A 26,814-nucleotide genomic window follows, 5' to 3' on the forward strand; every position below is an offset into this window, starting at 1 on the left:
CGACGTGCAGCGCAAAGCGCAACAAATCGCCGCACCGGATACAGCTCGGGCAGCGCACCGCGCAGTCTAGTCGCGGGCGTCGCATCCTGACCGCCGGGCCCGCCGCTGGAATGCGGGGCTGGACGCGTGCCGACGATCCGTGCGTCCGCGCGTGGGCGGCGGGCCTGCCGCACTCGCTACCATCACGGACCGACGGGAGGCGCCACGGAGCGCCGCCCGCGTGACCCTTCCCGCCGTCCGTCCGAACCTGTCGCTGTCCATGTCCTTCGCCTCTCCTCCTCCGCCGCTGACGGCCCTGCCGGATCTGGACGCCCAGCTGCGCGGTGGCGGCTATGCCGTGCTCGATGCCGGCGCCCTCGCGCGTCTGGTCGGCGTGCTGCCGTCGGCCCTGACCGCCTGGCAGCCGCTGTGGAACGATCTGCCGCCCGACCGTCACCTCAAGGACGGTGGTCGCTACCGTCGCCGGCGCCACGGTTGTTTCGTGGTCACGCCCGGTCAGCCGCCGCGGGCGGTGCCGCACCGCGCCCACTGGCAGCCGGTCGAGTACAACGCGCTGCACGGCGGCATCGAACGCTGGTTCGAGCCCCTGCCGTCCACGCTGGTCGACGATCCGGCCTGGGCTGCGCTGCTGCAGGGGCTGGTGCGCGTGGCCGCGACCTTGCGGGAGGATGCGACCGCCGACTGGTATGTCGAGGCCCATCCCTTCCGCATCGACACCACCGACGGCATCGGCCGGCCGACGCCCGAGGGCGCGCACCGTGATGGCGTCGATCTGGTGGTGGTGATCCTGGTGGCGCGCGAGGGCATCAAGGGCGGCGAGACGCGGGTGTTCGACGCCCGTGGCCCGCAGGGCCTGCGCTTCACGCTGGCCGAGCCGGGCTCGGCGCTGCTGCTCGACGACGAGCGGGTGATCCACGAGAGCACGCCGATCCAGCCGCAGGCCGAAGGATGCGAGGCCCACCGCGACACCCTGGTGCTGACGCTCCGGCGGGGCGGGTTCCAGGGGCCGCAGGGCGCGGCCTGATTCCGGCCGCTGTGGCCGCGGCTGGCCACGGGCGTTCCGCGTGTGCTTTTCCCCAGCGTGGCCTGCGGTGCCCCTGCCGTTCAACCGGGGTGGCTGGCCGCGCCTGAAGGGGTGCTTCGCAGGCTGCCGGCCGCGTCGTCGGTCGTGACGGCCTCGCTGCCCGAGCCCTGCCGCATCAGCAGCGCGGCCTCGCGCGGTGCGACATAGACCAGCACCGGGCGGCTGCCCGCGCGCACGCTGATCGCCAGGCCGCGGGCCGGGTACAGCAGCGTGCGCGTGCCGTCGGCCGCGTCGCTGACCGAGGTCGGCGGGCCGAAACGGGCCTGCATGTCGGCCTCGCCCAGCCGCGTGGCCGGCACGAAGGTCAGGCTCTGCAGCCGGGCCGTGGCGGCCTCGACGCGGGCCGCGGCGTTCAGCGTGAAGCGGCGGGCGCCGCCGTCCATCGGGCTGGACTCGTCGAGCGCGGCCGTGCCCGGGCCGGCGCCAGTGGCCGATGTCTCGCGCCAGCGCCGGCGCACCGCCTCGGGCAAGGCGAAGCCCAGGACCAGCCGGCCCTGGACGAAGCCGGCCTGCCAAGGCTCGGCCAGGGCCTCGAGCGTGCCGATCTCGCCGAGACGGGCGACCAGGCCCAGCTGCAGCGTCACCGGCTCACCCCGGGCGGCCGCGGCTTCCAGGCGCCGGGTGATGTCGGCCAGCGTGTCCAGTCCTGGCCGCAGGCCGAAGACCTCGCTGTGGCCGTCGGGCAGCAGGCGGATCTGCCAGGGCAGGGGGCCGCCTTCGGAGGCGGTCGTCGCGGGCATCGTCGCTGGCGTCAGGTCCGGTGTCCGGCGGGCCGCCTCGACCGCCACGGGATCCGCCAGTCGGGCGGCGGGGTGCAGCAACGACCACAGCACCGGCACGAAGGCCAGCAGCAGCACCAGCAGGCCGGCGCCAGCGGCCAGCAGGAAGGGGGAGAACTTGCGGGGCGGGTTCATGGCGGGCGATTGTCCGGCTGCGCCGGCTCGTCGATGGCGGGTCCACGACGCAAGGCCGATCCGGGCGGCTCGGGGCCAAGTTGACCGGGGCCGGGTGCCCGACCTGACGGCCCGGCCGCCCGTGGGCCGGCTATGCTCGGCCCATGGCAGAAGTCTCGTCCGCATCGCACCTGACCCTCATCACCGGGGCCTCGCGCGGCCTGGGGCTGGCGTTGGCGCGGGCCCGGCTCGGTCCAGGGCAGCGGCTGCTGACGCTCGCGCGCCAGCCGCACGCGCCGCTGGCCGATGAGGCGGCGGCCGCCGGCGCCCGGCTGGTGCAGTGGGCGGTCGATCTGGCCGACCCGCAGCCGGTGGCCGAACGCTTGGCGGCCTGGCTGCAGGACGAGGCCCCCCGGGCGGCCTCGTTCACCCTGATCAACAATGCCGCGCTGCTGGGCACGCCCGGCCCGGTCGAGGATCAGGCCGCCGATGAGCTCGCCCGCGTGCTGCGCGTCGGGCTGGAGGCGCCGCTGCTGCTGTCCCGGGCCTTCATCGCGGCCACCGAGGGCTGCGCGCGGCCGCGGCGCCTGGTGCAGATCTCCTCCGGCCTGGGCCGGCGGGCGATGGCCGGCAGTGCCGCCTACTGCGCGATCAAGGCCGGCCTCGACCATTTCAGCCGCTGTGTGGCGCTGGAGCAGGACGGGCGACCCTGGCCCTGCCGGGTGGTCTCCATCGCCCCCGGCGTGGTCGAGACCTCGATGCAGCAGGCCCTGCGCGGCGCCGACCCGCGGCGCTTCGCCGCCCAGGCCGGTTTCGCCAGCCTGCATGCCGAGGGCCGACTCAGCACCCCCGAGGACGCGGCGCGCGCGCTGTGGGCCCGCATCGAGCGGGCCGACTTCGGCCAGGACGTGGTCGCGGACGTCCGCTCATGAACGACGACGACCTGCGCGCGCTGGCGCGCCTGCTCGACGATGTCGGCCTGGCCTTCGGGGTCACCGCGGCCGAGGGCCACCTGGCCATCGGCAATGATCGACTGCGCCACGGCCCGCCCGGCGGACCGCCGCTGCGGCTGCTGACGCTGGCCGATGGCCGCCAGCTGGTGCTGGGCGACCGCCGCCCGTCCGCCGGCGCCGTCGACGAGCGCCATGCGACGCTGGTCCAGCATGCACAGGATCTGATGGTGGCGGTCGACGAAGATCTGGTGATGCGCTATGCGTCGCCGGCCGCCCTCGGCCTGCTCGGTCGGGCACCCGAGGCGCTGTACGGCCACACGGTGGCCGAGCTGCTGGCTCCCGACGACCGCGCGGCCTTCATCACCTGCCACTTCACGCAGGCCGCGCGGCGGGCCGGCGGGCCGGATCTGTTCCGCGCGTTGCGCGGTGACGGGCGCACGCTGTGGGTCGAGGTGCGGGTCTCGCCGCTGCCCGCCGGCCACGGGCTGGGCCGCTTCCTGGTCACCTTGCGCGATGCCGACCGGCGCCATCAGGCCGAGCAGGCGCTGGCCGGGCTGAACGCGGAACTGGCCGCGCTGGCGGCCACCGATGCGCTGACCGGTCTGCCCAACCGCCGCCGCTTCGACGAGGCCCTGCACAAGGAGTGGTACCGGGCGCTGCGCGACCGCGCGCCGCTGGGTCTGCTGATGGTCGACATCGACCGCTTCAAGTCGCTCAACGACGTGTTCGGCCACCCGGTGGGCGATGCGGTGCTGCAGCGCGTGGGCCGCGTGATCCGCGAGACGGTGCGTCGGGCCGGCGACCTGCCCACGCGTTACGGTGGCGAGGAATTCGCCATCGTGCTGCCCGGCACCACCCGCCAGGGTGCGGTGGAGCTGGCCGAGGCGATCCGCCGCGCGGTGGCGGCCACCGATCTCGGCGACGTGATCGACGGCGGCCATCCGGTCAGCGTCAGCATCGGCGTGGCCACGGCCGTGCCGCAGCAGCAGTCGAGCGCACCGGCGCTGCTGCATGCGGCCGATGCCGCGCTCTACGCGGCCAAGCGCGGTGGCCGCAACCGGGTCGCCTGTGCGCAGGACCCGGTGGCGCCTCCCGCCCCCGGTTGAGGCCGGGGGCCGGCGTCCGGCGTCTTCAGTGCGCGCGGCGTGCGGCGGCCTGTTCGCGGTCGTGGCGCTCGCAGTCCTCACGGATGTGGCGGGCGAAGTAGCGGGCGTAGAAGCCGCCCATGGCGAGCGTGAGCGCGATGACCGCGGCACTCAGCAGGCCGTAGTCGGTGGTCAGAAAATCCTTCAGGGCATGCATGGGGTCTTCCTTTCTCGTCTTCGAAACCCGTACGGGTATCAGACGCCCGGGGCCGGTGGGCCGGCTTGCGCTGTCTCAAGCCGCGGACCGGTGACGGCCGCGTCGGACCGTCGATCCGGACCGACCTTGATCCAACCCCGGTGCTCCCGGGTACCGCCGCGCGGGCTGCCCGTGGGACGAAAAAAAGCCCCCGGCACCGGGTGCCGGGGGCAATGCTCCTCATCGCAAGTGCCGCGTCGCCACCGGCGGACGGGTTGGGGATCACCGACGGTGTGATCGCCAACCCGTCCGCACGGCCTTGCCACGACAGGCCCAGACTACGCTGTCGCGAGGATTCGTGCATCCGGGCAAATGCAGGGGAGGGGACGGTCCGCGTGCAGACTCCACGTCGATGCGGGGGCGCTGAGCGTGCCTGCCGTGTGGCCTCGGGTCCGGGATCCAGCCCGTGAACAGCGGGGCCGGCCGACCGTTTCATCGCCCTTGCCGGGCCGTGCCACGGCCCAGACTGCGGGTTCCAGGGCCACGGACCCGGTGCGATCGGCGTTCGCCGGCCGGCACCGGTCCGTGCCGCGCAGCAGCAGGAAGGACGGACCGGCTCTGGGTCTGTCCGCCGGGATGTCCGACCATGGCCGTACCTGAGCTCGCTCCCCTTGTCGCCCCGTCACGCGACACGGCGCCTCCCGTCACCGAGGATCCGCGGGTGGTCACGGCCGCCCGCCCGCCAGGGCCGTCGCCGTCGGTGACCGAACTGGTCGACTTCAAGTGGCTGATGGTCGGCTTCGGCCACCGTGTGGACCTGCTGCGGCTGGCCAGCGAGGCCGGCTATGCGCGGGCCTGCATCGCCCTGGCGCTGGCCTCCGGCGAGCCCTTGCTGGCCCGGCGTGCGGTCCAGCTGGCCGACTGGTGGGGCTTGCCACGCCACTGAACGGGGCTCGCCATGCCACCGAAGCGTGGCCGGCCGCCGGCATCCGATCGTGGCGCCGACCGCTCTGCCCGCGCGCTCAGAACGGGGCGGGACAGTCGAAGACCGGCCCGGAGGCCGTGTCCGCTCCGGTTCCGGTCTCCGCCGGCGGGGTGTCGGGCCGCGGGGGGCTCGGTGGAGTCTCCGGCAGCGGTGGCAGCGGCGGCAGCCGCAGATGGCAGGCGTGCAGCAGCAGGCGCGGCGCGGCCTCCACCCAGGGGTCGGGTGCGTAGAGCTCGTCGCCGAGGATCGGGTGTCCGATGCTGGCCATGTGCAGGCGCAATTGGTGGGAGCGGCCGGTCACCGGTTCGAGCGCGACGCGCGTGGTGCCGCGCACCGGGTCGCGCGCCAGCACCCGCCAGCGGGTCAGGGCCGGCCGGCCCTCGACCGGGCAGATCTTCTGCAGCGGGCGGCGGGGCCAGTCGACGACCATCGGCTGGTCGATCTCGCCGGCATCGGCCTGCAGCAGGCCGGCGACCACCGCCTCGTAGCGCTTGTGCATGCGCCGGCGCTCGAAGGCCAGGCCGAGCCAGCGCTGCATCGCCGCATCGCCGGCCATCAGCACCAGGCCCGAGGTCGCCATGTCCAGCCGATGCACGACGAGGGCGGTCGGATACCGGGCCACGACCCGCTGCGCCAGGCAGTCGGCGCCCTCCGGGCCGCGGCCGGGCACGCACAGCAGGCCGGCCGGTTTGTCGATGACGATCAGGCGCGCGTCGGCATGGATCACCCGCAGCGGCGCCTCCAGGGCACCGGGTTCGGCGGGGCGCGGTGGCGGTGGGCGCCAGCGCGGCGGGGCGTCGGCCGTGTCGGTCCGTGGATCGGCCGGGGCGCCCGGACCGATGGACGGCGGCAGCGGATTCAGTTCAGGCTCGGACATCGCTTGACATTATCCGGTGATACTGTCAAGCGCCCCTGCCCTGAGGGGTGTCCCGAGTCCGATGGACGCACACAATGCGCGTCAGGCGTGGATACAAGTGCTTGCACAAGCGGCATTTCACTCACGCTTGACCACTCCAGCCGGCCGTTCGGGCTGACGAGAACCGGATCGAAGGCGGGTCGCGAGGCGATCCGTCCCCGACCGATCCCCTCTCGTCCGCGCCATGAACCGCCCACTCCCCGTCCCCCTTTTCCGGTTCCGAACGATGTGTGTTGGCCTGATGTTGACGAGCCTGCTCAGCGCCTGTGGCGGCGGCGGCCAGGATGCGGACAGTCCGCAGACCGAGGCCGCCGCGTCCCTGGCCGATGGCACGGAGGGTGACGCTGCGGCCACCAGCGACGCGCCGACGATGGTCGCGCTCGCTGGCCGGCGGACCTCGCTCAGCCAGGCCACGCTGGCCGCTGCGGCGGCGATGATGGCGACCGTGCCGGCCCTCTCGGTCTCGGCGGCGACCACCCCGGGCTCGTCCCTCGGCGCCCTGGTGGCCACCAGCACGAGCACCACCGCCACCACCCAGTGCAGCGCGCAGGTCGCCACCAACTGGAACAGCTACGAACGGCCGTTCAGTGCCCGTTCGCCCTGGAACATCCGGCCCGCCGTGCCGACCTTCGGCACGGCCACGGTGCCGGCCTCGCTGTACTACCCGGCGGTCCAGCAGGGGGCCTACTCCAACGGGGCGTTCAAGGCCAGGACCACCGATGCGGCGATGGTCGTCTACGGCAACAACAGCAAGGGGCTGTGGAACCCCGATACCGAGACCTACAGCACCAGCGTCACCATCCCGCGCTGGCCGGCCGACGTGATCCCGGCCTCGGGCCTGGACGGCCATGCCGAGATCGTCGATCCGGTCAACAACGTGGTGCACTCGTTCTGGCAGTTGCGCCAGCAGGGCAACCGCTGGGAGGCCACACAGTACGCGTGGACGCCGCTGAACGGCCGCGGTACCGGCAATCCCGCGCATTACTTCCAGGGTGCGCGGGCCGCCGGTCTGTCCACCCTCGGTGGCCTGATCCGCACCCACGAGGTCAATGACGGCGCCGACCGCTATGCCCATGCGCTGGCGATCTCGATGACCTTCAACGGCCTGGGCACCGGCTATGTCTGGCCCGCCACCGCGACCGACAGCAATGCCGCGAGCACCAACACCGGCCAGGTGCCGATGGGCGCACGGCTGATGCTGCCGCCGGGCTTCGACGCGGCCTCGGTCACCACGCCGGCGCTGCGCAAGATCGTCAACACGCTGCAGAGCTACGGTGGCCTGGTCGTCGACCGCAACCATGGCACGCCCTTCGTCATCTATGTCGAGAACGGCGCGCCGCTGAACCTGCATCCCAATGGCTGGAACGCGACCGCCGCGGCCGAGCTCGACCGCATCCGCGCCGCGCTGCGGCCGCTGGCCAGCGCGGGCGGCTGGGTCGATGGCCTGGGCCGGGTGTTCCAGCAGGAAGAGCCGCTGCCGCTGCTGTCGATGCGCGGGACCTGGACCCGTTCGGTGCCGGCCAACGGTCTGCCGTCCCTGGTCGGTGCCTTCGACACCTGGCAGCAGGCGCTGGTCTTTCCGGCCTCCAGCCAGGTCATCGAGCAGGCCAACTGGACCGGGCGCGCCTGGGCCGGCATCGAGTGGGCGGCACCGAAGGTCGGCGCCAGCTACCAGCTGAGTTCAGTGGCCACCGGCGGCGGCCAGGTGCGGGTGCAGATCCGCCAGCGCAGCACCGGCAGCGTGGCCTGGGACAGCGCCTGGCTGGGCCACGGCGAGACGGTGCGCTTCGCCTGGCCGCTGGCCAGCGACTTCCACGTCGTGACCATGGCCCGCAGCGGTGGCCAGGGTGTGGCCTCGACGGTGCGTGGCGAGCTCAAGGCCGTCGGCAGCACCGAGACCGGCAGCTGCTGGGGCAGTTGAGCGTGCAGGCCCACCGGGGCCGGACGGTGTGCGGCCGTCCGGCCCCGGTGGCTTCAGCAGGCGGGGCGCTCAGAACGCCCGCTCGCGCAGCAGCGCCAGCAGGTACTGGCCATAGCCGGTCTTCTTCAGCGGCTGGGCCAGACGGTCGATCTGCGCGGCATCGATCCATCCCGCGCGGAAGGCGATCTCCTCCGGACACGCCACCTTCAGGCCTTGTCGCCTCTCCAGCGTGGCGATGAACTGGCCGGCCTCCAGCAGGCTGTCGTGGGTGCCGGTGTCCAGCCAGGCGTAGCCGCGGCCCATGATCTCCACCTGCAGCTGGCCCTGGTCCAGATAGGTCTGGTTGACGGTGGTGATCTCCAGCTCGCCGCGGGCGCTGGGCTGGATCGAGGCCGCGATGTCGCACACCTGGGCGTCGTAGAAGTACAGGCCCGTCACCGCGTAGTTGCTCTTCGGTGCGGCAGGCTTCTCCTCGATGCTCAGCGCCTTGCGCGTGGCGTCGAAGTCCACCACGCCATAACGCTCGGGATCGGTCACGTGGTAGGCGAACACGCTGGCCCCCTCGGTCCGCGCGTTGGCCTGCTCCAGCATCGGCTGCAGATCGTGGCCGTAGAAGATGTTGTCGCCCAGCACCATCGCGCTGGGGGCGCCGCCGATGAAGTCCTTGCCCAGGATGAAGGCCTGCGCCAGGCCATCGGGGCTGGGCTGCACGCAGTACTGCAGGTTCAGGCCCCACTGGGCGCCGTCGCCCAGCAGCGCCTGGAAGCGCGGCGTGTCCTGCGGCGTGCTGATCACCAGGATGTCGCGGATGCCGGCCAGCATCAGCGTGGTCAGCGGGTAATAGATCATCGGCTTGTCGTACACCGGCAGCAGCTGCTTGCTGATGGCGAGTGTGGCCGGATGCAGGCGGGTGCCGCTGCCGCCGGCCAGGATGATGCCTTTGCGGGTCTGGGTCATGGTCGCGGGCTTCTGAGGTTTCCGGGGGTGTCTGTGAGGGACAGCCTGACCTGCGGTCGCGGGGCTGCGAAGGGCGCCGATCGAGCGGCTCAGGCCGCGAAGACCTCGGCGTCGGCCAGCAGCGGTGCCGCCGCGTCCTTGGGCGCCACCAGCGGCTGCAGGCCCGCGGGCAGCGGCCACTGGATGCCGATGGCCGCATCGTCCCAGCGGATCGCGCGCTCGCACGCGCGGCTCCACACGTCGGTGGTCTTGTAGAGAAAGTGCGTGTCGTCCTCCAGGGTCAGGAAGCCGTGGGCATGGCCGGGTGCTATCCACAGTTGTTTGCGGTTGTCGGCCGTCAGTTCCAGGCCGAACCACTGGCCGAAGGTGGCGCTGCCGCTGCGGATGTCCACTGTCACGTCCCAGGCCCGGCCCTTGACCACGCGCACCAGCTTGCCTTGCGGCTGCGGCGGCAGCTGGTAGTGCAGGCCGCGCAGCACGCCGGCCTGGCTGCAGCTGTGGTTGTCCTGCACGAAGCGCACCGGGCTGGCCAGCCCGGCTTCGGCCAGCGCCGCGTTGAAGCGCGCCTCGTTCCAGCTTTCCATGAACCAGCCGCGTGCATCGCCGAAGGCCTGCGGCTCGAAGACGACCACGCCCGGCAGCGGGGTGAGGGTGAGTTTCATGGGGAAATCAGGATGCTCGGTTTGTCGGTCAGGCGTGTGGCGGTGCTCAGCGCGCCAGCACCTCGGTCAGCATGCGCTCGACGCCACGCTGCCACTCGGGCAGGCGCAGGCCGAAGGTGTCGCTGAACTTGCGGCAGTCCAGCCGGCTGTTGAGCGGGCGCTGCGCGGGCGTGGGATAGGCGCAGGTGGGGATGGGCTGCACCGCCTCGGGCGCCACCTTCAGCGCCACGCCGGCGGCCTGGGCCTGACGCAGCACCTGCGTGGCATAGCCGTGCCAGCTGGTCTCGCCCGCGGCCGTGCAGTGGTACAGGCCGCTGACCTCGGGCCGGGCCTGGGCCACGCGCAGCGCGTGGGCCGTCACGTCGGCCAGCAGCTCGGCGCCGGTGGGCGCGCCGATCTGGTCGTCGATCACCTTCAGCGCCTCGCGCTCGGCGGCCAGCTTCAGCATGGTCTTGGCGAAGTTGCCGCCGCGGGCGGCATACACCCAGCTGGTGCGCAGGATCAGGTGCCGGCAGCCGCTGGCGGCGATCAGCTCCTCGGCCTCGCGCTTGGTGCGGCCGTAGACGCTCAGCGGGGCGGTGGCCGCCGTCTCGTCGCGCGCGGCGCTGCCGCTGCCGTCGAACACGTAGTCGGTCGAGTAGTGCACCAGCCAGGCGCCGTGCGCCGCGGCCCAGCGGGCCACCAGGCCCGGGGTGCTGGCGTTGATCGCGCGCGCCAGTTCGGGCTCGCTCTCGGCCTTGTCCACCGCGGTGTGGGCCGCGGCATTGACGACGATGTCCGGGCGCACGCGCTCCAGCAGCGCCTGCACGGTCTCGGGCTGGCTGAAGTCGGCCTTGCGCTCGCCGGGGCTGCCGAAGTCGGCCCCGATCAGCTCGCCCAGCGGCGCCAAGGCGCGCTGCAGCTCCCACCCCACCTGGCCGCCCTGGCCCAGCAACAGGATCTTCATGCTTGGGCGCTCCTCAGGCGGCGGGTTGGCTGGCCGTGTACTGGGTGTCGATCCAGTCGCGGTAGGCGCCGCTCTGCACCTGGGCCACCCACTCGGCATTCGCCAGATACCACTGCACCGTCTTGCGGATGCCCGAGGCGAAGGTCTCGGCCGGGCGCCAGCCCAGCTCGCGCTCGATCTTGCGGGCGTCGATCGCGTAGCGGCGGTCGTGGCCCGGGCGGTCGGTCACGTAGGTGATCAGGCGGGCATAGGGGCCGGCCGCATCGGGCTGCAGCTCGTCGAGCAGCGCGCACACCGTCTGCACGATGTCGATGTTGGCCATCTCGTTCCAGCCGCCGATGTTGTAGGTCTCGCCCAGGCGGCCGCCGGCCAGCACCGCGCGGATGCCGCTGCAGTGGTCCTTGACGTAGAGCCAGTCGCGGATCTGGCGGCCGTCACCATAGATGGGCAGAGGCTTGCCGGCCAGCGCGTTGACGATGACCAGCGGGATCAGCTTCTCGGGGAAGTGCAGCGGGCCGTAGTTGTTGCTGCAGTTGGTCGTCACCACCGGCAGGCCGTAGGTGTGGAACCAGGCGCGCACCAGGTGGTCGCTGGCGGCCTTGCTGGCCGAGTACGGGCTGTTGGGCTCGTAGGGATTCGTCTCGGCGAAGGGCGGATCGTCGGCCTTCAGGCTGCCGTAGACCTCGTCGGTGGAGACGTGGTGGAAGCGGAAGGCGGCCTTGGCCTCGCCCTGCAGCGCGCCCCAGTAGGCGCGGGCGGCCTCCAGCAGCGTGAAGGTGCCTTCGACATTCGTCTTGATGAAGGCGCCGGGGCCGTGGATCGAGCGGTCCACATGGCTTTCGGCCGCGAAGTGGACGATGGCGCGCGGGCGGTGCTCGGCCAGCAGGCGGTCGACGAGGGCGCGGTCGCCGATGTCGCCATGCACGAAGGTGTGGCGGGCATCGCCGCCCAGGCTGGCCAGGTTGGCGCGGTTGCCGGCGTAGGTCAGCGCATCCAGCGTGACCACGGGCTCGGCCGACGGATCCGCCAGCCAGTCGAGAACGAAGTTGCTGCCGATGAAGCCGGCGCCGCCGGTGACGAGAATGGTCATGACTGGGGCCGTTGCGTGATCTACCCAGGAATTATCCCGGTGTCCACGCCCCCCAGGCCGGAATCAGCGCGGTCTTGACCCGTCAAACGGCCGGACTGGCCGTGGTTACATCAGAGGCCAGAGGCGCCCCTGGCCGCTCAAGCGCGCCCGTAGGTGTCCTCGTAGCGGACGATGTCGTCCTCGCCCAGATAGCTGCCCGACTGCACCTCGATGATCTCCAGATCGACCTTGCCGGGGTTGGCCAGGCGATGGACCTGGCCCAGCGGGATGTAGGTGGACTGGTTCTCGGTCAGCATCAGCACCTTGTCACCGTTGGTGATCTCGGCCGTGCCGCTGACGACGATCCAGTGCTCGGCCCGGTGGTGGTGCATCTGCAGGCTCAAGCTGGCGCCCGGCTTGACCATGATGCGCTTGACCTGGTGCCGCGGCCCGTGGTCGATCGAGTCGTACCAGCCCCAGGGCCGGTGCACCTTGCGGTGCAGCGTGTGCTCGCCGCGGCCTTGCTTCGTCAGCTGGTTGACGATCTGCTTGACCTCCTGGCTGCGGGCGCGGTCGGCCACCAGCACGGCGTCGGGCGTCTCCACCACCACCACGTCCTTCAGGCCCACGGCGCTGACCAGACGGCTGGTGGCGTGCACCAGCACGTTCTCGGAGTCCTTGATGATCGCGTCGCCGACGCTGGCGTTGCCGCCGGCATCCTTGCCCGAGACCTGCCAGACGGCATCCCAGGCGCCCAGATCGTTCCAGCCGGCGTTCAGCGCCACCATCTGGATGGCGAAGGGGCTGCCCGGGCAGCGCTCCATCACCGCGTAGTCCACCGATTCGCTCGGCACGGCGGCGAAGGCCGCCTTGGCCGGGCGCACGAACTTGGCGTCCGTCGCGCGGCCATCCCAGGCGGCCTGCGTGGCCTGGGCGATGTCGGGGCGGAAGCTGCCCAGCGCCTTCAGCCAGGTGCTGGCACGCAGCACGAAGATGCCGGCGTTCCAGGCATAGCAGCCTTCGGCCAGATAACGGGCGGCCGTGGCGGCATCGGGCTTCTCGACGAAGCGCTGCACCGGGGCCACGCCCCGGGCGTCGGGCTCACCGGTCAAGATGTAGCCATAGCCGGTTTCCGGCCGATCGGGCGTGATGCCCAGGATCACCACGGCGCCGTCGGCGGCGGCCAGCACGGCCTGCTTCAGCGCGGCGGCGAAGGCCGGCTCGTCCGTCACCGTCTGGTCGGCCGGGGTGACGACCAGCACCGGATCCTGACCGTCAGATTGAGCCGCCAACGCAGCCAGCGTCACGGCCGGCGCGGTGTTGCGGCCCACCGGCTCCAGCAGCACGGCAGCGGGCTCGACCTTGAGCTCACGCAGCTGATCCAGGCAGAGGAAGCGATGGTCCTCGTTGCCGACGATCAGCGGCGCGGCCACGGCCAGCTCGGCACCATCCAGCCCCTGCAGCCGACGCACGGCCTGCTGGAACAGGCTGTCGCTGCGATCGGCATCGCCGCCGAGCACGAGGAACTGCTTGGGATAGCCCGCGCGCGACAGCGGCCACAGCCGGGTGCCGGAGCCGCCGGCCATGATGACGGGTTGGGTGAGGATGCGAGCGGTCATGGCTGCCGTGGAAGATGAGGGGTCTGACGTCATGGCGTGCCGTGGATCGGAGTCCTGCGGCACACGCGGTTCTCAGGCCTTGAAGCCGTCCGGATTCATCGACTGCCAGCGCCAGCTGTCGGCGCACATGCGGTCGAGGTCGTGGCGGGCTTCCCAGCCCAGCAGTTCGCGGGCCAGGGCCGGGTCGGCGTAGCAGGCGGCGATGTCGCCCGGGCGGCGGGCGACGATGTCGTGGGGGATCTCGCGGCCGCTGGCCTTGGCATAGGCCGCCACCAGCTCCAGCACGCTGTAGCCGCGGCCGGTGCCCAGGTTGACGGTGAAGGAGCCGGGCGTGGCCAGCAGACGCTGCAGTGCGGCGACGTGGCCGGCGGCCAGGTCCTCGACGTGGATGTAGTCGCGCACGCCGGTGCCGTCGGGCGTCGGGTAGTCGTTGCCGTAGACGCTCAGGCGGGCGCGCCGGCCGACGGCGACCTGGGCCACGTAGGGCATCAGGTTGTTGGGAATGCCGCTCGGGTCCTCGCCGATGCGGCCGCTGGCATGGGCGCCGACCGGATTGAAGTAGCGCAGGCAGCCGGTCTGCCAGGCCGGATCCGAGGCGCCGAGATCGCGCAGGATGGTCTCGCCGATCAGCTTGGTCTGACCGTAAGGATTGGTGGCCGACAGCGGGAAGTGCTCGCGGATCGGCAGCTCGGCCGGATCGCCGTAGACGGTGGCGCTGCTGGAGAAGACGATGCGCGAGCAGCCATGGGCGCGCATGGTCTCGCAGACGGTGATCAGGCCGCCGATGTTGTTGCGGTAGTAGGCCAGCGGCTTCTGCGTCGATTCGCCGACGGCCTTGAAGGCGGCGAAGTGGACGACGGCATCGATGCGGCGCGACTGGAAGACGGCGGCCAGGGCCGCGGCGTCGCCGACATCGGCGCGCACGAAGTCGGGCGTGCGGCCCGACAGCTCGGCCAGGCGCTCCAGCACCACCGGCGAGGCGTTGGAGAAGTCATCGACGCCGACGACGTCGAAGCCGGCGTCGAGCAGGGCCAGCCAGGTGTGGGAGGCGATGTAGCCGGCCGCGCCGGTCAGCAGGATGGTGTGGGGCATGTCGGGTCCGGGGGGCGGAGGGGACGGTCGCGTCCGGCGATCAGCGGCCGAGCACGAACTGGCCGTTGCAACTGTAGACGTCGGCCGAGTAGGGCAGGCTGGCGTTGCCCGAGACGCTGCGCTGCTCGTGCGACAGGTCGCACGCCAGCGTGATCGAGCGTGTGGGCTGCCAGCTGGCGCCCAGGCTGAGCGTGCGGGTGTCGTCCTTGCCGCTCAGGTTGCTGGTGCTGGTGCTGCTGGCCAGACGCTCCAGATCGCGGCGCGACAGATCGAGACCCGCGCGCAGCGCGATCTTCGAGGTCAGCGCGAAGTTGGCGTCCAGGCCGATGTTGGTCGAGGCGCGGCTGAAGTTCTCCGAGCGCGAGGTCAGCGAATAGGTCGATGTCGCGATGCCGGTGTCGCGCGACAGCGAGGCGGCCAGCTTGAGCTTGCCGGTGGCCTGGGTGTCGCCGCGCAGCTCCCAGGTCGGGCCGGAGAAGTCGGTGGTCCGGGCGGCGGCCGCGTCGTGCTCGGTGCGGCTGTGGCTGAATCGGCCGTAGACGGTGCTCAGTCCGCTCGGGCGCCAGTTCACCGTCAGGTCGATGTCGCGGCGGTCGTAGTCGTTGCCGCTGACGCTCGGGTACACCACCCGCCCTTGACGCAGGCCGATGCCGACCTGGGTCGCGCCGCCGAGCTGATAGCGGCTGGCCACCGACAGCGTGCGCTGCCGCGTCGCGTTGGCCCGGTCATAGGCGGCGAAGCTGTAGCCGGTGCGCGCCTGCACGATGCCGGCCTCCAGCGTCATGCGCGTGATCACGCCCAGCCGGACCGAGGCGTTGACGCTGCGGTCGTTCTGCACGTACTGCTCGGAGATCGGCTGGCCCAGGCTGTTGGTGGTGTCGACCCGGCGCAGGCCGCGCGCGCTCGACACGCCGACGGTGCCCGAGAGGTTGTTCACCGTCTCCCAGTCCAGGGCCAGCTTCAGGTTGTGGCCGGTGTAGTCCAGCGTGTCGAGCTTGCTGTAGTCGTTGCGGCGCAGCGTGGCCGTGCCGCTCAGGCGCTGTCGGCCCAGGGTCTGGTCCAGGCCGGCCACCAGGGCCTGGGCCCAGACCGTGTCGCCGACGACCTGGCCGGAGCCGTCGCTGCGGCGGTAGAGGTTGCTGTCGTGCGACAGCGTGGTGGCCACGCCGAGGTAGTACGGCGAGGTCTCCGCGTGGACGGCCAGACCGGCCAGCGACAGGCTCAGGGCGATGGCGGTCGCGCGCAGCGGGTGGCGGAGGGCGGGGGTCAGGGGCAGGCTCATGGTCGTGCGGCGCTCAGGCGGCGAGGGGGCGGAGGGGCGGCCGGTCATGGACCGGTCGACGGACCGGGGCACAGGCGCAGCATTCTGCTGCGTGCGGGGGACGATCCGCCTGCGGGTGCCGGTGGCGAGGGGTGTCGATCAAGGGGGGCGGGCGCCGCGGTGGGGGGCTCGGTGGGCGGCTGAAGGGGCGGATCAGTAGGCGGACCGGTCGGAGATGACCGAGCGGATCGTGCGCAGGATGATCTGCAGGTCCAGCGTCAGCGACCAGTTGCGCAGATAGGCCAGGTCGTATTCGACCCGGGCCTGCATCTTGTCGATGGTGTCGGTCTCGCCGCGCAGGCCGTTGACCTGGGCCCAGCCGGTGATGCCGGGCTTGACCTTGTGGCGCACCATGTAGGCCTTGATCAGCGCCCGGTACTGCTCGTTGTGCGCGACGGCGTGCGGACGCGGGCCGACGATGCTCATCCGCCCCTGCAGCACGTTGATGAACTGCGGCAGCTCGTCCAGCGAGGTCTTGCGGATGAAGGCGCCGAAGGGCGTGATGCGCGGGTCGCCCCGGGTGGCCTGGGTCACCCGGGCGCCGTTCTCCATCACCCGCATCGAGCGGAACTTGTAGACGACGATCTCCTCGCCGCCCAGCCCGTTGCGGCGCTGGCGGAAGATCACCGGCCCTGGCGAGCTCAGCTTCACGCCGATGGCGACGGCCAGCAGCAGCGGCGAGATCAGCAGCAGGATCAGGCTGGCCAGCACGATGTCGCTGATGCGCTTGACCAGGCGGTTGATGCCGGTGAACGGCGTCTCGCAGATGCCCACCACCGGCACGCCGTTCATGTCCAGCAGGCGGCCCTGGATGATGGTCACACCGAAGACATCGGGCACGAAGTAGATCGACGCGGTGGTGGTCTGCAGGTCCTCCATCAGCTCCAGGATGCGCGGCTGGGAGCTCAGCGGCAGCGTGATGAAGACGTGCGAGACGCCGTTGGCGTTGATGAACGGCGCGGCGGCGCGCAGCGGGCCGAGGATGCGCTCCTGCGCGTCGGCCGGCACGCGCAGATCGCCGCGGTCGTCGAAGAAGCCCAGCACGTCGATGCCCTGGGAGGCGGCGGCCGCGATCCGTTCGGCCACACGCAGGCCCTGGTGGCCGGCGCCGATGATGATCGCGCCGCGCCGGTTCTGCGGCAGACGGGCATGGTGCTGCAGCACGCGGTGGCCCAGGCGCACCAGCAGCAGCTGTGTCAGCGGCGTCAGCCCGGCCCAGGCCAGCAGGTGATGGAGGTCGAACAGCGACAGGCTGCGCGTGGCGTAGCCGAACAGCGCCAGGATCAGCAGCGTGCCCAGCCAGGAGCGGGTGATGTCCACGGCCGCGTTGGAGAAGCGGTCACGGAAACGGTTGATGCCGGGGAAGGTCAGGGTGGCCGTCAGCATCAGCAGCGCCGCGTCCGGGCGGTCGATGTGGTCGCCGGCGCCGAGCTTGATCGCGACGAACACCAGCACCGCCACGCCGGGTTCCAGCAGGGTCGCGATCAGTCCGGTGACCGATTGCGGCGCATTGCCGAACGTGTGCTCGTTGCGGGATTCGAACATCGAGGGATTGTCTTTCCGGCTGCCGCGGCGCCGACACCCGGGCTCGGGGGGCGGTGGCCCCGGTGGCTCCGGTCGACGGCCGCGGCGCGTCGTACGGCACCAGCAGGTCTACGGGAGGGCGGATTCTGCGTCAGCGCAGGGGCGGTCCGCGGCCGGCCGGGGCTGCCTACAATGGGCGCGTGATGAATGCCTTGATTCAGACAGTGCAGGGCCTGCTCGCGCCGGCCGTGCTGGACCGGCTGGTGCTGGCCTTGAACCACCTGCTGGCGCAGGAGCCGCAGGCCACCGCCCGCCTGCTGCCGCATGCCGGACGCGTGCTGCGTGTGCAACTCGCCGGCCTGCCGCCGCCCTTGCCGTCGCTGCCGCCGGTCACGCTGAGGGTGACGCCGGCCGGCATGGTCGAGCAGGTCGCCGACGGTGAGCCGGTGACGCCCGACCTCCAGGTCAGCCTGCCGGCCGAGCGGCCCGCCCAGCTGGCGCTGCAACTGCTCGGTGGCCAGCTGCCGGCGCTGCAGGTCGAGGGCGACGCCCAGCTCGCGGCCGAGGTCGACTGGCTGTTCCGCCATCTGCGCTGGGACATGGCCGAGGACCTGCAGCCGCTGGTCGGCCCGGCGGTGGCCGGCCAGATCGCCCAGGCCGCCGGCCTGGTCGGCGGTGCGATGCGCAGCGGCCTGCAGGTCCTGCTGTCGGCCGGCGCGCGGCTGCGCGGGGGCTGAGCGGCGCACGCTCGGGCGATCACCTCGATGGGTCATCTGCTGCGGCTGATCACGATCGGCCTGGTCTTTCTGCGCTACGGCCTGGACGAGCTGCTGCTCTCGGGCTTCCGTCAACGCTGGGTGCGCCTGCTGGTGCGCGTGCTCACGCTCGGCCGGCGCCGGCGTCTGGCCGACATGCCGCGCGGCGTGCGGCTGCGGCTGGCGCTCGAACAGCTCGGGCCGATCTTCGTCAAGTTCGGCCAGGTGCTGTCGACGCGGCGCGACCTGATGCCGCCCGACATCGCCGAGGAGCTGGCGCGCCTGCAGGACCGCGTGCCGCCGTTCCCCGGTGAGCAGGCCGTCGCGCTGATCGAGCGCGCCTTCGGCCGGCCGCTGGACGCGGTGTTCGCCGAATTCGATCTGGTGCCGGTGGCCAGCGCCTCGATCGCGCAGGTCCACTTCGCCACGCTGCAGGGCGGGCGCGAGGTGGCGGTCAAGGTGCTGCGTCCGGGCATGCTCGAGGTCATCGAGCACGACCTGAAGCTGCTCGACACCCTGGCCCGCCTGCTGGAGCGGGTGTGGACCGACGGCAAGCGCCTGAAGCCGCGCGAGGTGGTGGCCGAGTTCGACGGTTATCTGCACGACGAGCTGGACTTCGTCCGCGAGGCGTCCAACGCCGCCCAGCTGCGCCGCAACATGCAGGGCCTGGACCTGGTCATGGTGCCGGAGATGTTCTGGGACCACTGCACCGCCGGCGTGATGGTGATGGAGCGCATGAAGGGCGTGCCCATCAGCCACATGCAGCGTCTGCGCGATGCCGGGGTCGACATCCCCAAGCTGGCGCGCGACGGCGTCACCATCTTCTTCACCCAGGTCTTCCGTGACGGCTTCTTCCATGCCGACATGCACCCGGGCAACATCCAGGTCAGCCTGGATCCGGCGACGTTCGGCCGCTACATCGCGCTGGACTTCGGCATCGTCGGCACGCTGACCGACTGGGACAAGGACTACCTGGCGCAGAACTTCCTGGCCTTCTTCCGCCGGGACTACAAGCGGGTGGCCGAGCTGCACATCGAGAGCGGCTGGGTGCCGCCCAGCACCCGGGTCGACGCGCTGGAGGCGGCCATCCGCGCCGTCTGCGAGCCGCACTTCGACCGCCCGCTCAAGGACATCTCGCTGGGCCAGGTGCTGATGCGCCTGTTCCAGACCTCGCGCCGCTTCAATGTCGAGATCCAGCCGCAGCTGGTGCTGCTGCAGAAGACGCTGCTCAACATCGAGGGCCTGGGCCGTCAGCTCGACCCCGAGCTGGATCTGTGGAGCACGGCCAAGCCCTTCCTGGAACAGTGGATGAACCGCCAGGTCGGCTGGCGCGCGCTGTTCGAGGCGCTGCGCCACGAGGCGCCGCGCTACGCGCAGATCCTGCCCGCGCTGCCGCGTCTGGCCCATGCCGCGCTGCAGCGCCGGCCCGAGCCCGATCCGGCGGTGCTGGCGCTGCTGGCCGAGCAGCGGCGCACCAACCGCCTGATCCAGGGGCTGGTCTGGGCGGCCGGCGGATTCCTGGCCGGCGCACTGGCGATGCAGGTGCTGTTGCGCTGGCCGGCCGGCTGAACGCGGCGCGCCGGGCAGCCGGAATGCCTACAATTTCGCCATCCGACATTTCCCTCAGAAGACTCTGGCCATGCCGATCTACGCCTACCGTTGCACCGCCTGCGGTCATCAGAAGGACGTGCTGCAAAAGCTGTCCGATCCCGTGCTCACCACCTGCCCGTCCTGTGGCGCCGAGGCCTTCGCCAAGCAGCTGACGGCGGCCGGCTTCCAGCTCAAGGGCTCGGGCTGGTACGTGACCGACTTCCGTGGCGGCGGCAGTGCCGGCGCCGGCGCCAAGACCGGTGAGGCCGCCGCGGCCCCGGCCGCCGGCGCGGATGCGGGCGCAGCCCCGTCCTCGGCCGGTGCGGCGGCTGCGCCGGCCACGTCCTCCTCCTCTTCCGAGGGCAGCGGTCCGGCGGCGGGCTCCTGCGGCAGTTCCTGCGCCTGCCACTGACGGTATCCGGCGGCATCCGGCGGCCGCGCTGCGCGGGCGCAGGTGCCCGGCACTGCCGGTGCGCGGATGCGTGACAATGCGCGGTTGGCGTCGGCCTGTGCCGGCGTCCGGCGCGACCTCCGCGCCTGAACCCGGAAAGTTCCACGCGTGAAAAAGTACATCGTCGCCGGCCTGCTGGTCTGGCTGCCACTGGCCATCACCGTCTGGGTGCTGTCGTGGCTGCTGGGCCTGATGGATGGCGTCTTCAGCTGGGTGCTCGGCATCAGCCAGCACCTGTTGCCCGCCGGCGCCGAGACGTCCATCGAACGTCTGCGCGAGATGCCCGGCCTGGGCATGCTGGTCGTCGTGCTGATGCTGCTGGCCACCGGCGTGTTCGTCACGAACATGTTCGGCCAGTGGTGGGTGCGCCAGTACCACCAGCTGATGTCGCGCATCCCGATCGTCAAGTCGATCTACAACTCGGTGCGGCAGGTCTCGGACACGCTGTTCTCCAGCAGCGGCAACGCCTTCCGTGAGGCCGTGCTGGTGCAGTACCCGCACCAGGGCAGCTGGACCATCGCCTTCGTCACCGGCAAGCCCGGTGGCGAGGTCGCCCGCCAGCTCGACGGCGAGCACCTCAGCCTGTACGTGCCGACGACGCCGAACCCGACCTCGGGCTTCTTCCTGATCATGCCGCGGGCCAGTGTCCGGTCGCTGGGCATGAGCGTGGACGAGGCGCTGAAGTACATCATCTCGATGGGCGTCGTCGCGCCCCCGGACTCGGCCGCCCCGCGCCCGCGTCCGGAGGGGGCCGACCCCGATCGGGCGGGCTGAATGCCCGGCCCGGCATCCAGTCCTGAGGGCTGACCGCCCGCCCCCCCGACGGCCATCCGAACGATTTTTCTCCCGGCGCCGCTGCGCCGCCCGTGCACTGCAGACGCGTCGCGTCGGCTGCCGTGGCGCAGACCGCCGGACCCGCCGCAGCGCCGCGGCGGCCGACGGCCCGACCGTCGGCCTCCCGCGCCGCCGGCGCACTTCCCGCACGACGATTTCCGGAGCACACACATGCGCAGCAGCTATTGCGGCCAGGTCAGCGAAGCGCTGATGGGCCAGACCGTCACCCTCATGGGCTGGGCCCACCGTCGCCGCGACCACGGTGGCGTCATCTTCATCGACCTGCGTGACCGCGAAGGCCTGGTGCAGATCGTCTGTGATCCGGACCGTGCCGAGATGTTCAAGACGGCCGAGGGCGTGCGCAACGAGTTCTGCCTGAAGATCACCGGTCTGGTGCGGGGTCGGCCCGAGGGCACGCACAACGCCAACCTGGTCAGCGGCAAGGTCGAGGTGCTGTGCCATGAGCTGGAGGTGCTCAACGCCAGCGTCACGCCGCCGTTCCCGCTCGACGACGAGAACCTGTCGGAGACCACCCGCCTGACGCACCGCGTGCTGGACCTGCGCCGCCCGCAGATGCAGAAGAACCTGATGCTGCGCTACCGCGTGGCCATCGAGGTGCGCAAGTTCCTGGACGAGCAGGGTTTCGTCGACATCGAGACGCCGATGCTGACCAAGTCGACGCCCGAAGGCGCGCGCGACTACCTGGTGCCCAGCCGCGTGCACGACGGCGCGTTCTTCGCCCTGCCGCAGTCGCCGCAGCTGTTCAAGCAGCTGCTGATGGTCGCCGGCTTCGACCGTTACTACCAGATCACCAAGTGCTTCCGCGACGAGGATCTGCGCGCCGACCGCCAGCCCGAGTTCACCCAGATCGACCTGGAGACCAGCTTCCTCGACGAGCACGAGATCCGCGCCATCACCGAGGCGATGATCCGCACCGTCTTCCGCAAGACCCTGGGCCTGGAGCTGCCGGTCTATGCGGAGATGACCTATGCCGAGGCGATGTTCAAGTACGGCTCGGACAAGCCTGACCTGCGCGTCAAGCTGCAGTTCACCGAGCTGACCGACGTGATGAAGTCGGTGGACTTCAAGGTCTTCAGCGGCCCGGCCAACAATCCCAACGGCCGTGTCGTCGCGCTGCGCGTGCCCGGCGGCGCCGAGATGAGCCGCGGCGAGATCGACGCCTACACCGAGTTCGTCAAGATCTACGGCGCCAAGGGCCTGGCCTGGATCAAGGTCAACGACATGACCAAGGGCCGCGATGGCCTGCAGTCGCCGATCGTCAAGAACCTATCCGACGCCGCGCTGGAGCAGACGCTGGCCCGCACCGGCGCCTGCAACGGCGACCTGATCTTCTTCGGTGCCGACAAGGCCAAGGTGGTCAACGACGCCATCGGCGCGCTGCGCCTGAAGGTCGGCCACAGCGAGTTCGGCCGCAACAAGGGCCTGTTCGAGGACAAGTGGGCGCCGCTGTGGGTGGTCGACTTCCCGATGTTCGAGCACGACGAGGATGACGACCGCTGGGTCGCCGTCCACCACCCGTTCACCGCGCCCAAGGACGGCCATGAGGACTTCATGGTCACCGATCCGGGCAAGTGCGTGGCCAAGGCCTACGACATGGTGCTCAACGGCTGGGAGATTGGCGGCGGCTCGGTGCGGATTCACCGCGCCGACGTGCAGGCCAAGGTCTTCGACGCGCTGAAGATCAGCCCGGAAGAGCAGCGCATCAAGTTCGGCTTCCTGCTCGACGCGCTGCAGTACGGCGCGCCGCCGCACGGCGGTCTGGCCTTCGGCCTGGACCGCATCGCCACGCTGATGACCGGCGCCGAATCGATCCGCGACGTGATCGCCTTCCCGAAGACCCAGCGCGCCCAGTGCCTGCTGACCGGCGCGCCGAGCATGGTCGACGAGAAGCAGCTGCGCGAGCTGCACATCCGTCTGCGCAACGCGCAACCGGCGGCCTGATGTCGGCGCGCACCGATCCGGCGCGCCTGGACCACGAGGCCGGCCGGCGGCCGGCCACGCAGGACACCACGCGCATCGACGACACCCGCATCGCCGCTGTGCGGGCGCTGGTCTCGCCGGCCATGCTGCTGGAGGAGCTGCCGGCGCCGGCAGCCACCGAGGCCCTGGTCGAGTCCAGCCGCCAGGCCATCGGTGCGGCCCTGCACGGCCGTGATGACCGCCTGGTGGTGGTCGTCGGCCCCTGCAGCATCCACGACCGCGACCAGGCGCTGCACTACGCGCAGCTGCTCAAGCGCCAGGCCGAGGAGTTCGGTGACGCGCTGATCGTCGTGATGCGGGTGTACTTCGAGAAGCCGCGCACGACCGTCGGCTGGAAGGGCCTGATCAACGATCCGCGCCTGGACGGCAGCTTCCGCATCAACGAGGGCCTGCGCCTGGCGCGCCAGATCCTGCTCGACGTCAACGGCCTGGGCCTGCCCTGCGGCACCGAGTTCCTCGACCTGCTCAGCCCGCAGTACGTCAGCGACCTGATCGCCTGGGGCGCCATCGGCGCGCGCACGACCGAGAGCCAGAGCCACCGCCAGCTGGCCTCCGGCCTGAGCTGCCCGGTCGGCTTCAAGAACGGCACCGACGGCAGCGTGAAGGTCGCCGCCGATGCGGTGATGGCCAGCGCCGCGCCGCACAGCTTCATGGGCATGACCAAGATGGGCGTGGCCGCGATCTTCGAGACGCGCGGCAATGCCGACGGCCACATCATCCTGCGTGGCGGCAAGGCGCCGAACTACGACGCGGCCGCGGTCGAGTCGGCCTGCGCGGTGCTGCGCGCCGCCGGCCTGCCCGAGGCGGTGATGGTCGACTGCTCGCACGCCAACTCGGCCAAGCAGCACCGCCGTCAGATCGACGTCGCCGAGGATCTGGCGCGCCAGATCGAGGGCGGCGAGCGGCGGCTGGTCGGCGTGATGGTCGAGAGCCATCTGCACGAGGGCCGGCAGGACCAGCAGCCGGGCGTCGCGCTGCAGCCCGGTGTGTCGATCACCGATGCCTGCATCGGCTGGGACGACACGGTGCCGGTGCTGCGCCGCCTGGCCGCCGCCGTACGCGCGCGCCGCGCCGCGGCCTGATCCGGCGCAAGACCACGGCGGCCGGCGCGCGGCCCGCGCGCTGGCATCATCGGGGACGAGATCCGGGGGCCGGCGCGGTGCGCGCCTCCGGTGCCCGTGCCGGCGCCGTGCGTCGGTGCCGTCCGATCGTCCGATGATGTCCGACACGCCTGCTGCACCGCCCCCCTCGTCCGTCGTCTGCGCCGTCGCCGAGGCCGCGCCCGCCTCCGCCCCGTCCGCGCGCCCGCCCAAGATCCCCGAGAGCGTGCTGGTGGTGATCCACACCGCCGACCTGCAGGTGCTGCTGATCGAGCGCGCCGACCAGCCCGGCTACTGGCAGAGCGTGACCGGCAGCAAGGACCATCCGCACGAGGCGCTGATCGAGACCGCCCGCCGCGAGGTGGCCGAGGAGACCGGCATCGTCGTCGGCGCGCCCGGCATCCCGCCGCAGGCGCTGCGCGACTGGGGCCTGCGCAACGTCTACGAGATCTACCCGGTCTGGCGCCACCGCTACGCGCCGGGCGTCACCCACAACACCGAGCACGTGTTCGGCCTGCTGGTGCCGGCGGGCACGCCGGTGGTGCTGAGCCCGCGCGAGCACCTGCGCCACCAGTGGCTGCCCTGGCAGGCGGCGGCCGACCGCTGCTTCTCGCCCAGCAATGCCGAGGCGCTGTTGCACCTGCCGCGGCTGGCGGCCGGGTTGGCGCCCAGCGGCACCGGTGCGCTGCCGGAGGTCGGAGCGGCCGTCGCGCAGGGGCGGCGATGACCCTGCCGATCGCCCGCAGCACCGGCGCCGCGGCCGGTGTGCCGACCCTGCGCGTGGCCACCTACAACATCCACAAGGGCGTGCGCGGCGTGGGCCCCGCCCGGCGGCTGGAGATCCACAACCTGTGCCGTGGCGTGGCCGCGCTCGATGCCGACCTGGTCTGCCTGCAGGAGGTGCGGCTGTTCAACCACGGCGAGTCCCGGCGCTTCGCGCGCAGCCACCTGGGCTGGCCCGAGCAGGGTCAGGCCGAGTTCCTCGCCCCGCAGGGCTATGACAGCGCCTACCGCACCAATGCCCGCACCCGCGATGGCGAGCACGGCAACGCGCTGCTCTCGCGCTGGCCGCTGGGCGATGTCGTGCAGCACGACATCAGCGACCACCGCTTCGAGCAGCGCGGTCTGCTGCACGTGCCGGTGCGCTGGCAGGACCGCACGCTGCACGTGGTCGTCGTCCACTTCGGCCTGATCCACCGCAGCCGCGTGCGCCAGGTCGAGCGCCTGGCGCACTATCTGTCCGCGGTGGTGCCGGCCGGTGCCCCGCTGCTGGTGGCCGGCGACTTCAACGACTGGAGCGAGCGGCTGGATGCGCCGATGGCCACTGCCGGTCTGGCGCGCGCGCTGGACCACGGCGGTGAGCGGGCCCAGCGCACCTTTCCCAGCCGGCTGCCGGTCTTCGCGCTCGACCGCGTCTATGTGCGTGGCCTGCGCTGCGTGGCCGCCCAGGTGCCGCGCCACGGCAGCTGGGCCCGTCTGTCCGACCATCTGCCGCTGGTGGTCGAGTTGCGGCCGACATGAGCGGGCAGGGGCCGCCACCGGGGGCGTCTCCGGCCGAGGAGGCACCGGTGCTGCGCGGCGGCAACCGGCTGGCGCTGCTGCGGGGTGGGCAGATGCTGTTCCCGGCCATGGTCGAGGCGATCGGGCAGGCGCGCCACAGCGTCTGGGTGGCCAGCTACATCGTGCACACCGACCCTGCGGCCGAATCGGTGGCGCAGGCGCTGGCGGCGGCCGCACGGCGCGGCGTGCAGGTGCGCGTGGTCGTCGATGGTTTCGGCAGCCTCGCCGGCCTGCCCGTGTGGCGGCGCTGGCTCGAGCCGGCCGGTGTCGCGCTGGCCGTGTTCCGGCCGCTGGACCGCTGGTGGCGTCTGCTGCATCCGGGCCAGTTGCGGCGCCTGCACCAGAAGCTCTGCGTGGTCGATGCCGATGCCGATGCCGATGTCCGCGGCGGCTCGGGGATCGGCTTCGTCGGTGGCATCAACCTGATCGACGATTGCCATGACCTCAACCACGGCTGGGCCAGCCAGCCGCGGCTGGACTTCGCGGTGCGCGTCGAGGGCCCCCTGGTGGCCGACATCGCCCAGGCCGTGCAGGCGGTGTGGACGCGCGCCGCGCTGGGCCAGGAATGGCGGACCGAGCTCAGCGCGCTGCTGCGCAGCAACGCCCCGCTGAACCGCCTGCGCGGGCTGGCCGCGGCCATGCGCGCGGCGCGTGGCGGCCCGGTGCCGCCGGCGGCCGACGCGCCACTGGCGCCGGTGCGCGCGGCCTTCCTGATGCGCGACAACCTGCGCCGCCGGCGCGTGATCGAGCAGGCCTATGTCCGGGCCATCTCGCAGGCGCGTGACCGCGTCCTCATCGTCTGCCCCTACTTCTACCCTGGCCAGCTGTTCCGTCGTGCCTTGTGCCGCGCGGCCCGGCGCGGTGTGCGGGTGCGCCTGCTGCTGCAGGGCAAGGTCGACTACCGTCTCGCGGCCCTGGCCGCCCGGGTGCTCTACGACGAGCTGCGTGGCGCCGGGGTCGAGATCCACGAGTACACCCCGGCCTGGCTGCATGCCAAGGTGGCGCTGGTCGATGACGATTGGGCGACGGTGGGCAGCAGCAACATCGACCCGCTGTCCTTGCTGCTGAACCTGGAGGCCAATGTGGTGGTGCGCGAGCCCGCGTTCACCGACGAGCTGGCCCGGGCCTGCGAGGCCGCCATCGCCGAGGCCACCCCGGTGGCGCGCACGCCGTTGCAGCCCGGTCTGCGGGGTCTGCTGCAACGGGGCTTCGTCGCCTGGCTGGCCCACTGGTTCCTGCGCGTGGCCGGCATGAGCGGGCGTTACTGATCCCGCGTCCGACAGGCCGCGACACCGGACAC

25 protein-coding genes are annotated in these 26,814 nt (G+C 71.7%); 14 read left to right on the forward strand and 11 right to left on the reverse strand.

Annotated features, from left to right (window positions below; translation table 11 throughout):
• Positions 1 to 259: 259 nt before the first annotated feature.
• Positions 260 to 1,024, forward strand: coding sequence for a 2OG-Fe dioxygenase family protein (locus AACH11_RS07055; RefSeq protein WP_341373489.1), 765 nt, complete (start codon positions 260 to 262; stop codon positions 1,022 to 1,024).
• 80 nt (positions 1,025 to 1,104) lie between these two features.
• On the opposite strand, the gene AACH11_RS07060 is transcribed toward AACH11_RS07055, so the two are convergent.
• On the reverse strand, positions 1,105 to 1,998 hold the full coding sequence (locus tag AACH11_RS07060) for a hypothetical protein (RefSeq protein ID WP_341373490.1): 894 nt from the start codon (positions 1,996 to 1,998) through the stop codon (positions 1,105 to 1,107).
• A 143-nt stretch (positions 1,999 to 2,141) separates the two neighbouring features.
• On the opposite strand from AACH11_RS07060, the gene AACH11_RS07065 reads away from it, so the two are divergent.
• Both AACH11_RS07065 and AACH11_RS07070 read left to right on the forward strand, forming a co-directional pair.
• The gene (locus AACH11_RS07065) at positions 2,142 to 2,909 is read left to right on the forward strand and encodes an SDR family NAD(P)-dependent oxidoreductase (RefSeq protein WP_341373491.1); all 768 of its coding nucleotides are present in this window, start codon (positions 2,142 to 2,144) and stop codon (positions 2,907 to 2,909) included.
• A complete protein-coding gene (locus tag AACH11_RS07070) occupies positions 2,906 to 4,036 on the forward strand; it encodes a GGDEF domain-containing protein (RefSeq protein ID WP_341373492.1) in 1,131 nt (376 codons plus the stop codon). Before AACH11_RS07065 ends, AACH11_RS07070 begins: the two co-directional genes overlap by 4 nt.
• Before the next feature lie 25 nt (positions 4,037 to 4,061).
• Here AACH11_RS07070 and AACH11_RS07075 read toward each other — a convergent pair whose 3' ends face one another.
• Positions 4,062 to 4,232 (reverse strand): DUF3149 domain-containing protein, encoded by a 171-nt coding sequence (locus tag AACH11_RS07075; RefSeq protein ID WP_341373493.1) that lies wholly within the window; start codon positions 4,230 to 4,232, stop codon positions 4,062 to 4,064.
• 739 nt (positions 4,233 to 4,971) lie between these two features.
• Between AACH11_RS07075 and AACH11_RS07080 the strand changes: the two genes are divergently transcribed.
• Positions 4,972 to 5,157: a hypothetical protein gene (locus AACH11_RS07080; protein ID WP_341373494.1), complete on the forward strand. Its 186-nt coding sequence runs from the start codon at positions 4,972 to 4,974 to the stop codon at positions 5,155 to 5,157.
• 76 nt (positions 5,158 to 5,233) lie between these two features.
• Here the strand turns inward: AACH11_RS07080 and AACH11_RS07085 are convergent, their stop codons facing one another.
• Positions 5,234 to 6,073, reverse strand: a complete 840-nt coding sequence (locus tag AACH11_RS07085) for an RluA family pseudouridine synthase (RefSeq protein WP_341373495.1) — start codon at positions 6,071 to 6,073, stop codon at positions 5,234 to 5,236.
• Positions 6,074 to 6,353: 280 nt separating this feature from the next.
• Here AACH11_RS07085 and AACH11_RS07090 point away from each other — a divergent pair, with 280 nt between their 5' ends.
• Entirely contained in the window at positions 6,354 to 8,033 is a 1,680-nt protein-coding gene (locus AACH11_RS07090; protein ID WP_341373496.1) for an Atrophin-1 multi-domain protein, read from the forward strand.
• 69 nt (positions 8,034 to 8,102) lie between these two features.
• On the opposite strand, the gene rfbA is transcribed toward AACH11_RS07090, so the two are convergent.
• The 8 genes from rfbA to AACH11_RS07130 all read right to left on the reverse strand — a co-directional run bounded on the left by rfbA (position 8,103) and on the right by AACH11_RS07130 (position 17,244).
• Positions 8,103 to 8,990, reverse strand: a complete 888-nt coding sequence (gene rfbA / locus AACH11_RS07095; protein WP_341373497.1) for a glucose-1-phosphate thymidylyltransferase RfbA — start codon at positions 8,988 to 8,990, stop codon at positions 8,103 to 8,105.
• 89 nt (positions 8,991 to 9,079) lie between these two features.
• The gene (gene rfbC, locus AACH11_RS07100; protein WP_341373498.1) at positions 9,080 to 9,652 is read right to left on the reverse strand and encodes a dTDP-4-dehydrorhamnose 3,5-epimerase; all 573 of its coding nucleotides are present in this window, start codon (positions 9,650 to 9,652) and stop codon (positions 9,080 to 9,082) included.
• 46 nt (positions 9,653 to 9,698) lie between these two features.
• Positions 9,699 to 10,598 carry a dTDP-4-dehydrorhamnose reductase gene (rfbD, locus tag AACH11_RS07105; protein WP_341373499.1) on the reverse strand — a complete coding sequence of 300 codons (900 nt, stop codon included), beginning with the start codon at positions 10,596 to 10,598 and terminating at the stop codon, positions 9,699 to 9,701.
• 13 nt (positions 10,599 to 10,611) lie between these two features.
• Entirely contained in the window at positions 10,612 to 11,688 is a 1,077-nt protein-coding gene (gene rfbB, locus AACH11_RS07110; RefSeq protein ID WP_341373500.1) for a dTDP-glucose 4,6-dehydratase, read from the reverse strand.
• A 137-nt stretch (positions 11,689 to 11,825) separates the two neighbouring features.
• On the reverse strand, positions 11,826 to 13,286 hold the full coding sequence (locus AACH11_RS07115) for a mannose-1-phosphate guanylyltransferase/mannose-6-phosphate isomerase (RefSeq protein ID WP_341373501.1): 1,461 nt from the start codon (positions 13,284 to 13,286) through the stop codon (positions 11,826 to 11,828).
• Positions 13,287 to 13,358: 72 nt separating this feature from the next.
• Positions 13,359 to 14,378, reverse strand: coding sequence for a UDP-glucose 4-epimerase GalE (gene galE, locus AACH11_RS07120; RefSeq protein WP_341373502.1), 1,020 nt, complete (start codon positions 14,376 to 14,378; stop codon positions 13,359 to 13,361).
• A 40-nt stretch (positions 14,379 to 14,418) separates the two neighbouring features.
• A complete protein-coding gene (locus tag AACH11_RS07125; protein WP_341373503.1) occupies positions 14,419 to 15,660 on the reverse strand; it encodes a porin family protein in 1,242 nt (413 codons plus the stop codon).
• Positions 15,661 to 15,852: 192 nt separating this feature from the next.
• Positions 15,853 to 17,244: an undecaprenyl-phosphate glucose phosphotransferase gene (locus AACH11_RS07130; protein ID WP_341373504.1), complete on the reverse strand. Its 1,392-nt coding sequence runs from the start codon at positions 17,242 to 17,244 to the stop codon at positions 15,853 to 15,855.
• A gap of 182 nt (positions 17,245 to 17,426) precedes the next feature.
• Between AACH11_RS07130 and AACH11_RS07135 the strand changes: the two genes are divergently transcribed.
• The 9 genes from AACH11_RS07135 to clsB all read left to right on the forward strand — a co-directional run bounded on the left by AACH11_RS07135 (position 17,427) and on the right by clsB (position 26,782).
• On the forward strand, positions 17,427 to 17,960 hold the full coding sequence (locus AACH11_RS07135; RefSeq protein WP_341373505.1) for an SCP2 sterol-binding domain-containing protein: 534 nt from the start codon (positions 17,427 to 17,429) through the stop codon (positions 17,958 to 17,960).
• 27 nt (positions 17,961 to 17,987) lie between these two features.
• Positions 17,988 to 19,547, forward strand: coding sequence for a ubiquinone biosynthesis regulatory protein kinase UbiB (gene ubiB / locus AACH11_RS07140; protein WP_341373506.1), 1,560 nt, complete (start codon positions 17,988 to 17,990; stop codon positions 19,545 to 19,547).
• Between the two features lie 70 nt (positions 19,548 to 19,617).
• Positions 19,618 to 19,980 carry an FmdB family zinc ribbon protein gene (locus tag AACH11_RS07145; protein WP_341373507.1) on the forward strand — a complete coding sequence of 121 codons (363 nt, stop codon included), beginning with the start codon at positions 19,618 to 19,620 and terminating at the stop codon, positions 19,978 to 19,980.
• Positions 19,981 to 20,127: 147 nt separating this feature from the next.
• Complete coding sequence (locus tag AACH11_RS07150) at positions 20,128 to 20,793, forward strand: DUF502 domain-containing protein (protein ID WP_341373508.1); 666 nt, start codon at positions 20,128 to 20,130, stop codon at positions 20,791 to 20,793.
• Between the two features lie 231 nt (positions 20,794 to 21,024).
• Positions 21,025 to 22,815 carry an aspartate--tRNA ligase gene (gene aspS / locus AACH11_RS07155; protein WP_341373509.1) on the forward strand — a complete coding sequence of 597 codons (1,791 nt, stop codon included), beginning with the start codon at positions 21,025 to 21,027 and terminating at the stop codon, positions 22,813 to 22,815.
• Entirely contained in the window at positions 22,815 to 23,936 is a 1,122-nt protein-coding gene (locus AACH11_RS07160) for a 3-deoxy-7-phosphoheptulonate synthase (protein WP_341373510.1), read from the forward strand. Before aspS ends, AACH11_RS07160 begins: the two co-directional genes overlap by 1 nt.
• Before the next feature lie 136 nt (positions 23,937 to 24,072).
• On the forward strand, positions 24,073 to 24,681 hold the full coding sequence (gene nudB / locus AACH11_RS07165) for a dihydroneopterin triphosphate diphosphatase (RefSeq protein ID WP_423228702.1): 609 nt from the start codon (positions 24,073 to 24,075) through the stop codon (positions 24,679 to 24,681).
• Entirely contained in the window at positions 24,678 to 25,475 is a 798-nt protein-coding gene (locus AACH11_RS07170) for an endonuclease/exonuclease/phosphatase family protein (RefSeq protein WP_341373511.1), read from the forward strand. Before nudB ends, AACH11_RS07170 begins: the two co-directional genes overlap by 4 nt.
• Entirely contained in the window at positions 25,472 to 26,782 is a 1,311-nt protein-coding gene (clsB, locus tag AACH11_RS07175; RefSeq protein ID WP_341373512.1) for a cardiolipin synthase ClsB, read from the forward strand. The genes AACH11_RS07170 and clsB overlap by 4 nt, the downstream gene beginning before the upstream one ends.
• Positions 26,783 to 26,814 lie beyond the last annotated feature (32 nt).

It is taken from the genome of Pseudaquabacterium rugosum (assembly GCF_038066575.1).
Lineage (GTDB): Bacteria > Pseudomonadota > Gammaproteobacteria > Burkholderiales > Burkholderiaceae_C > Pseudaquabacterium > Pseudaquabacterium rugosum.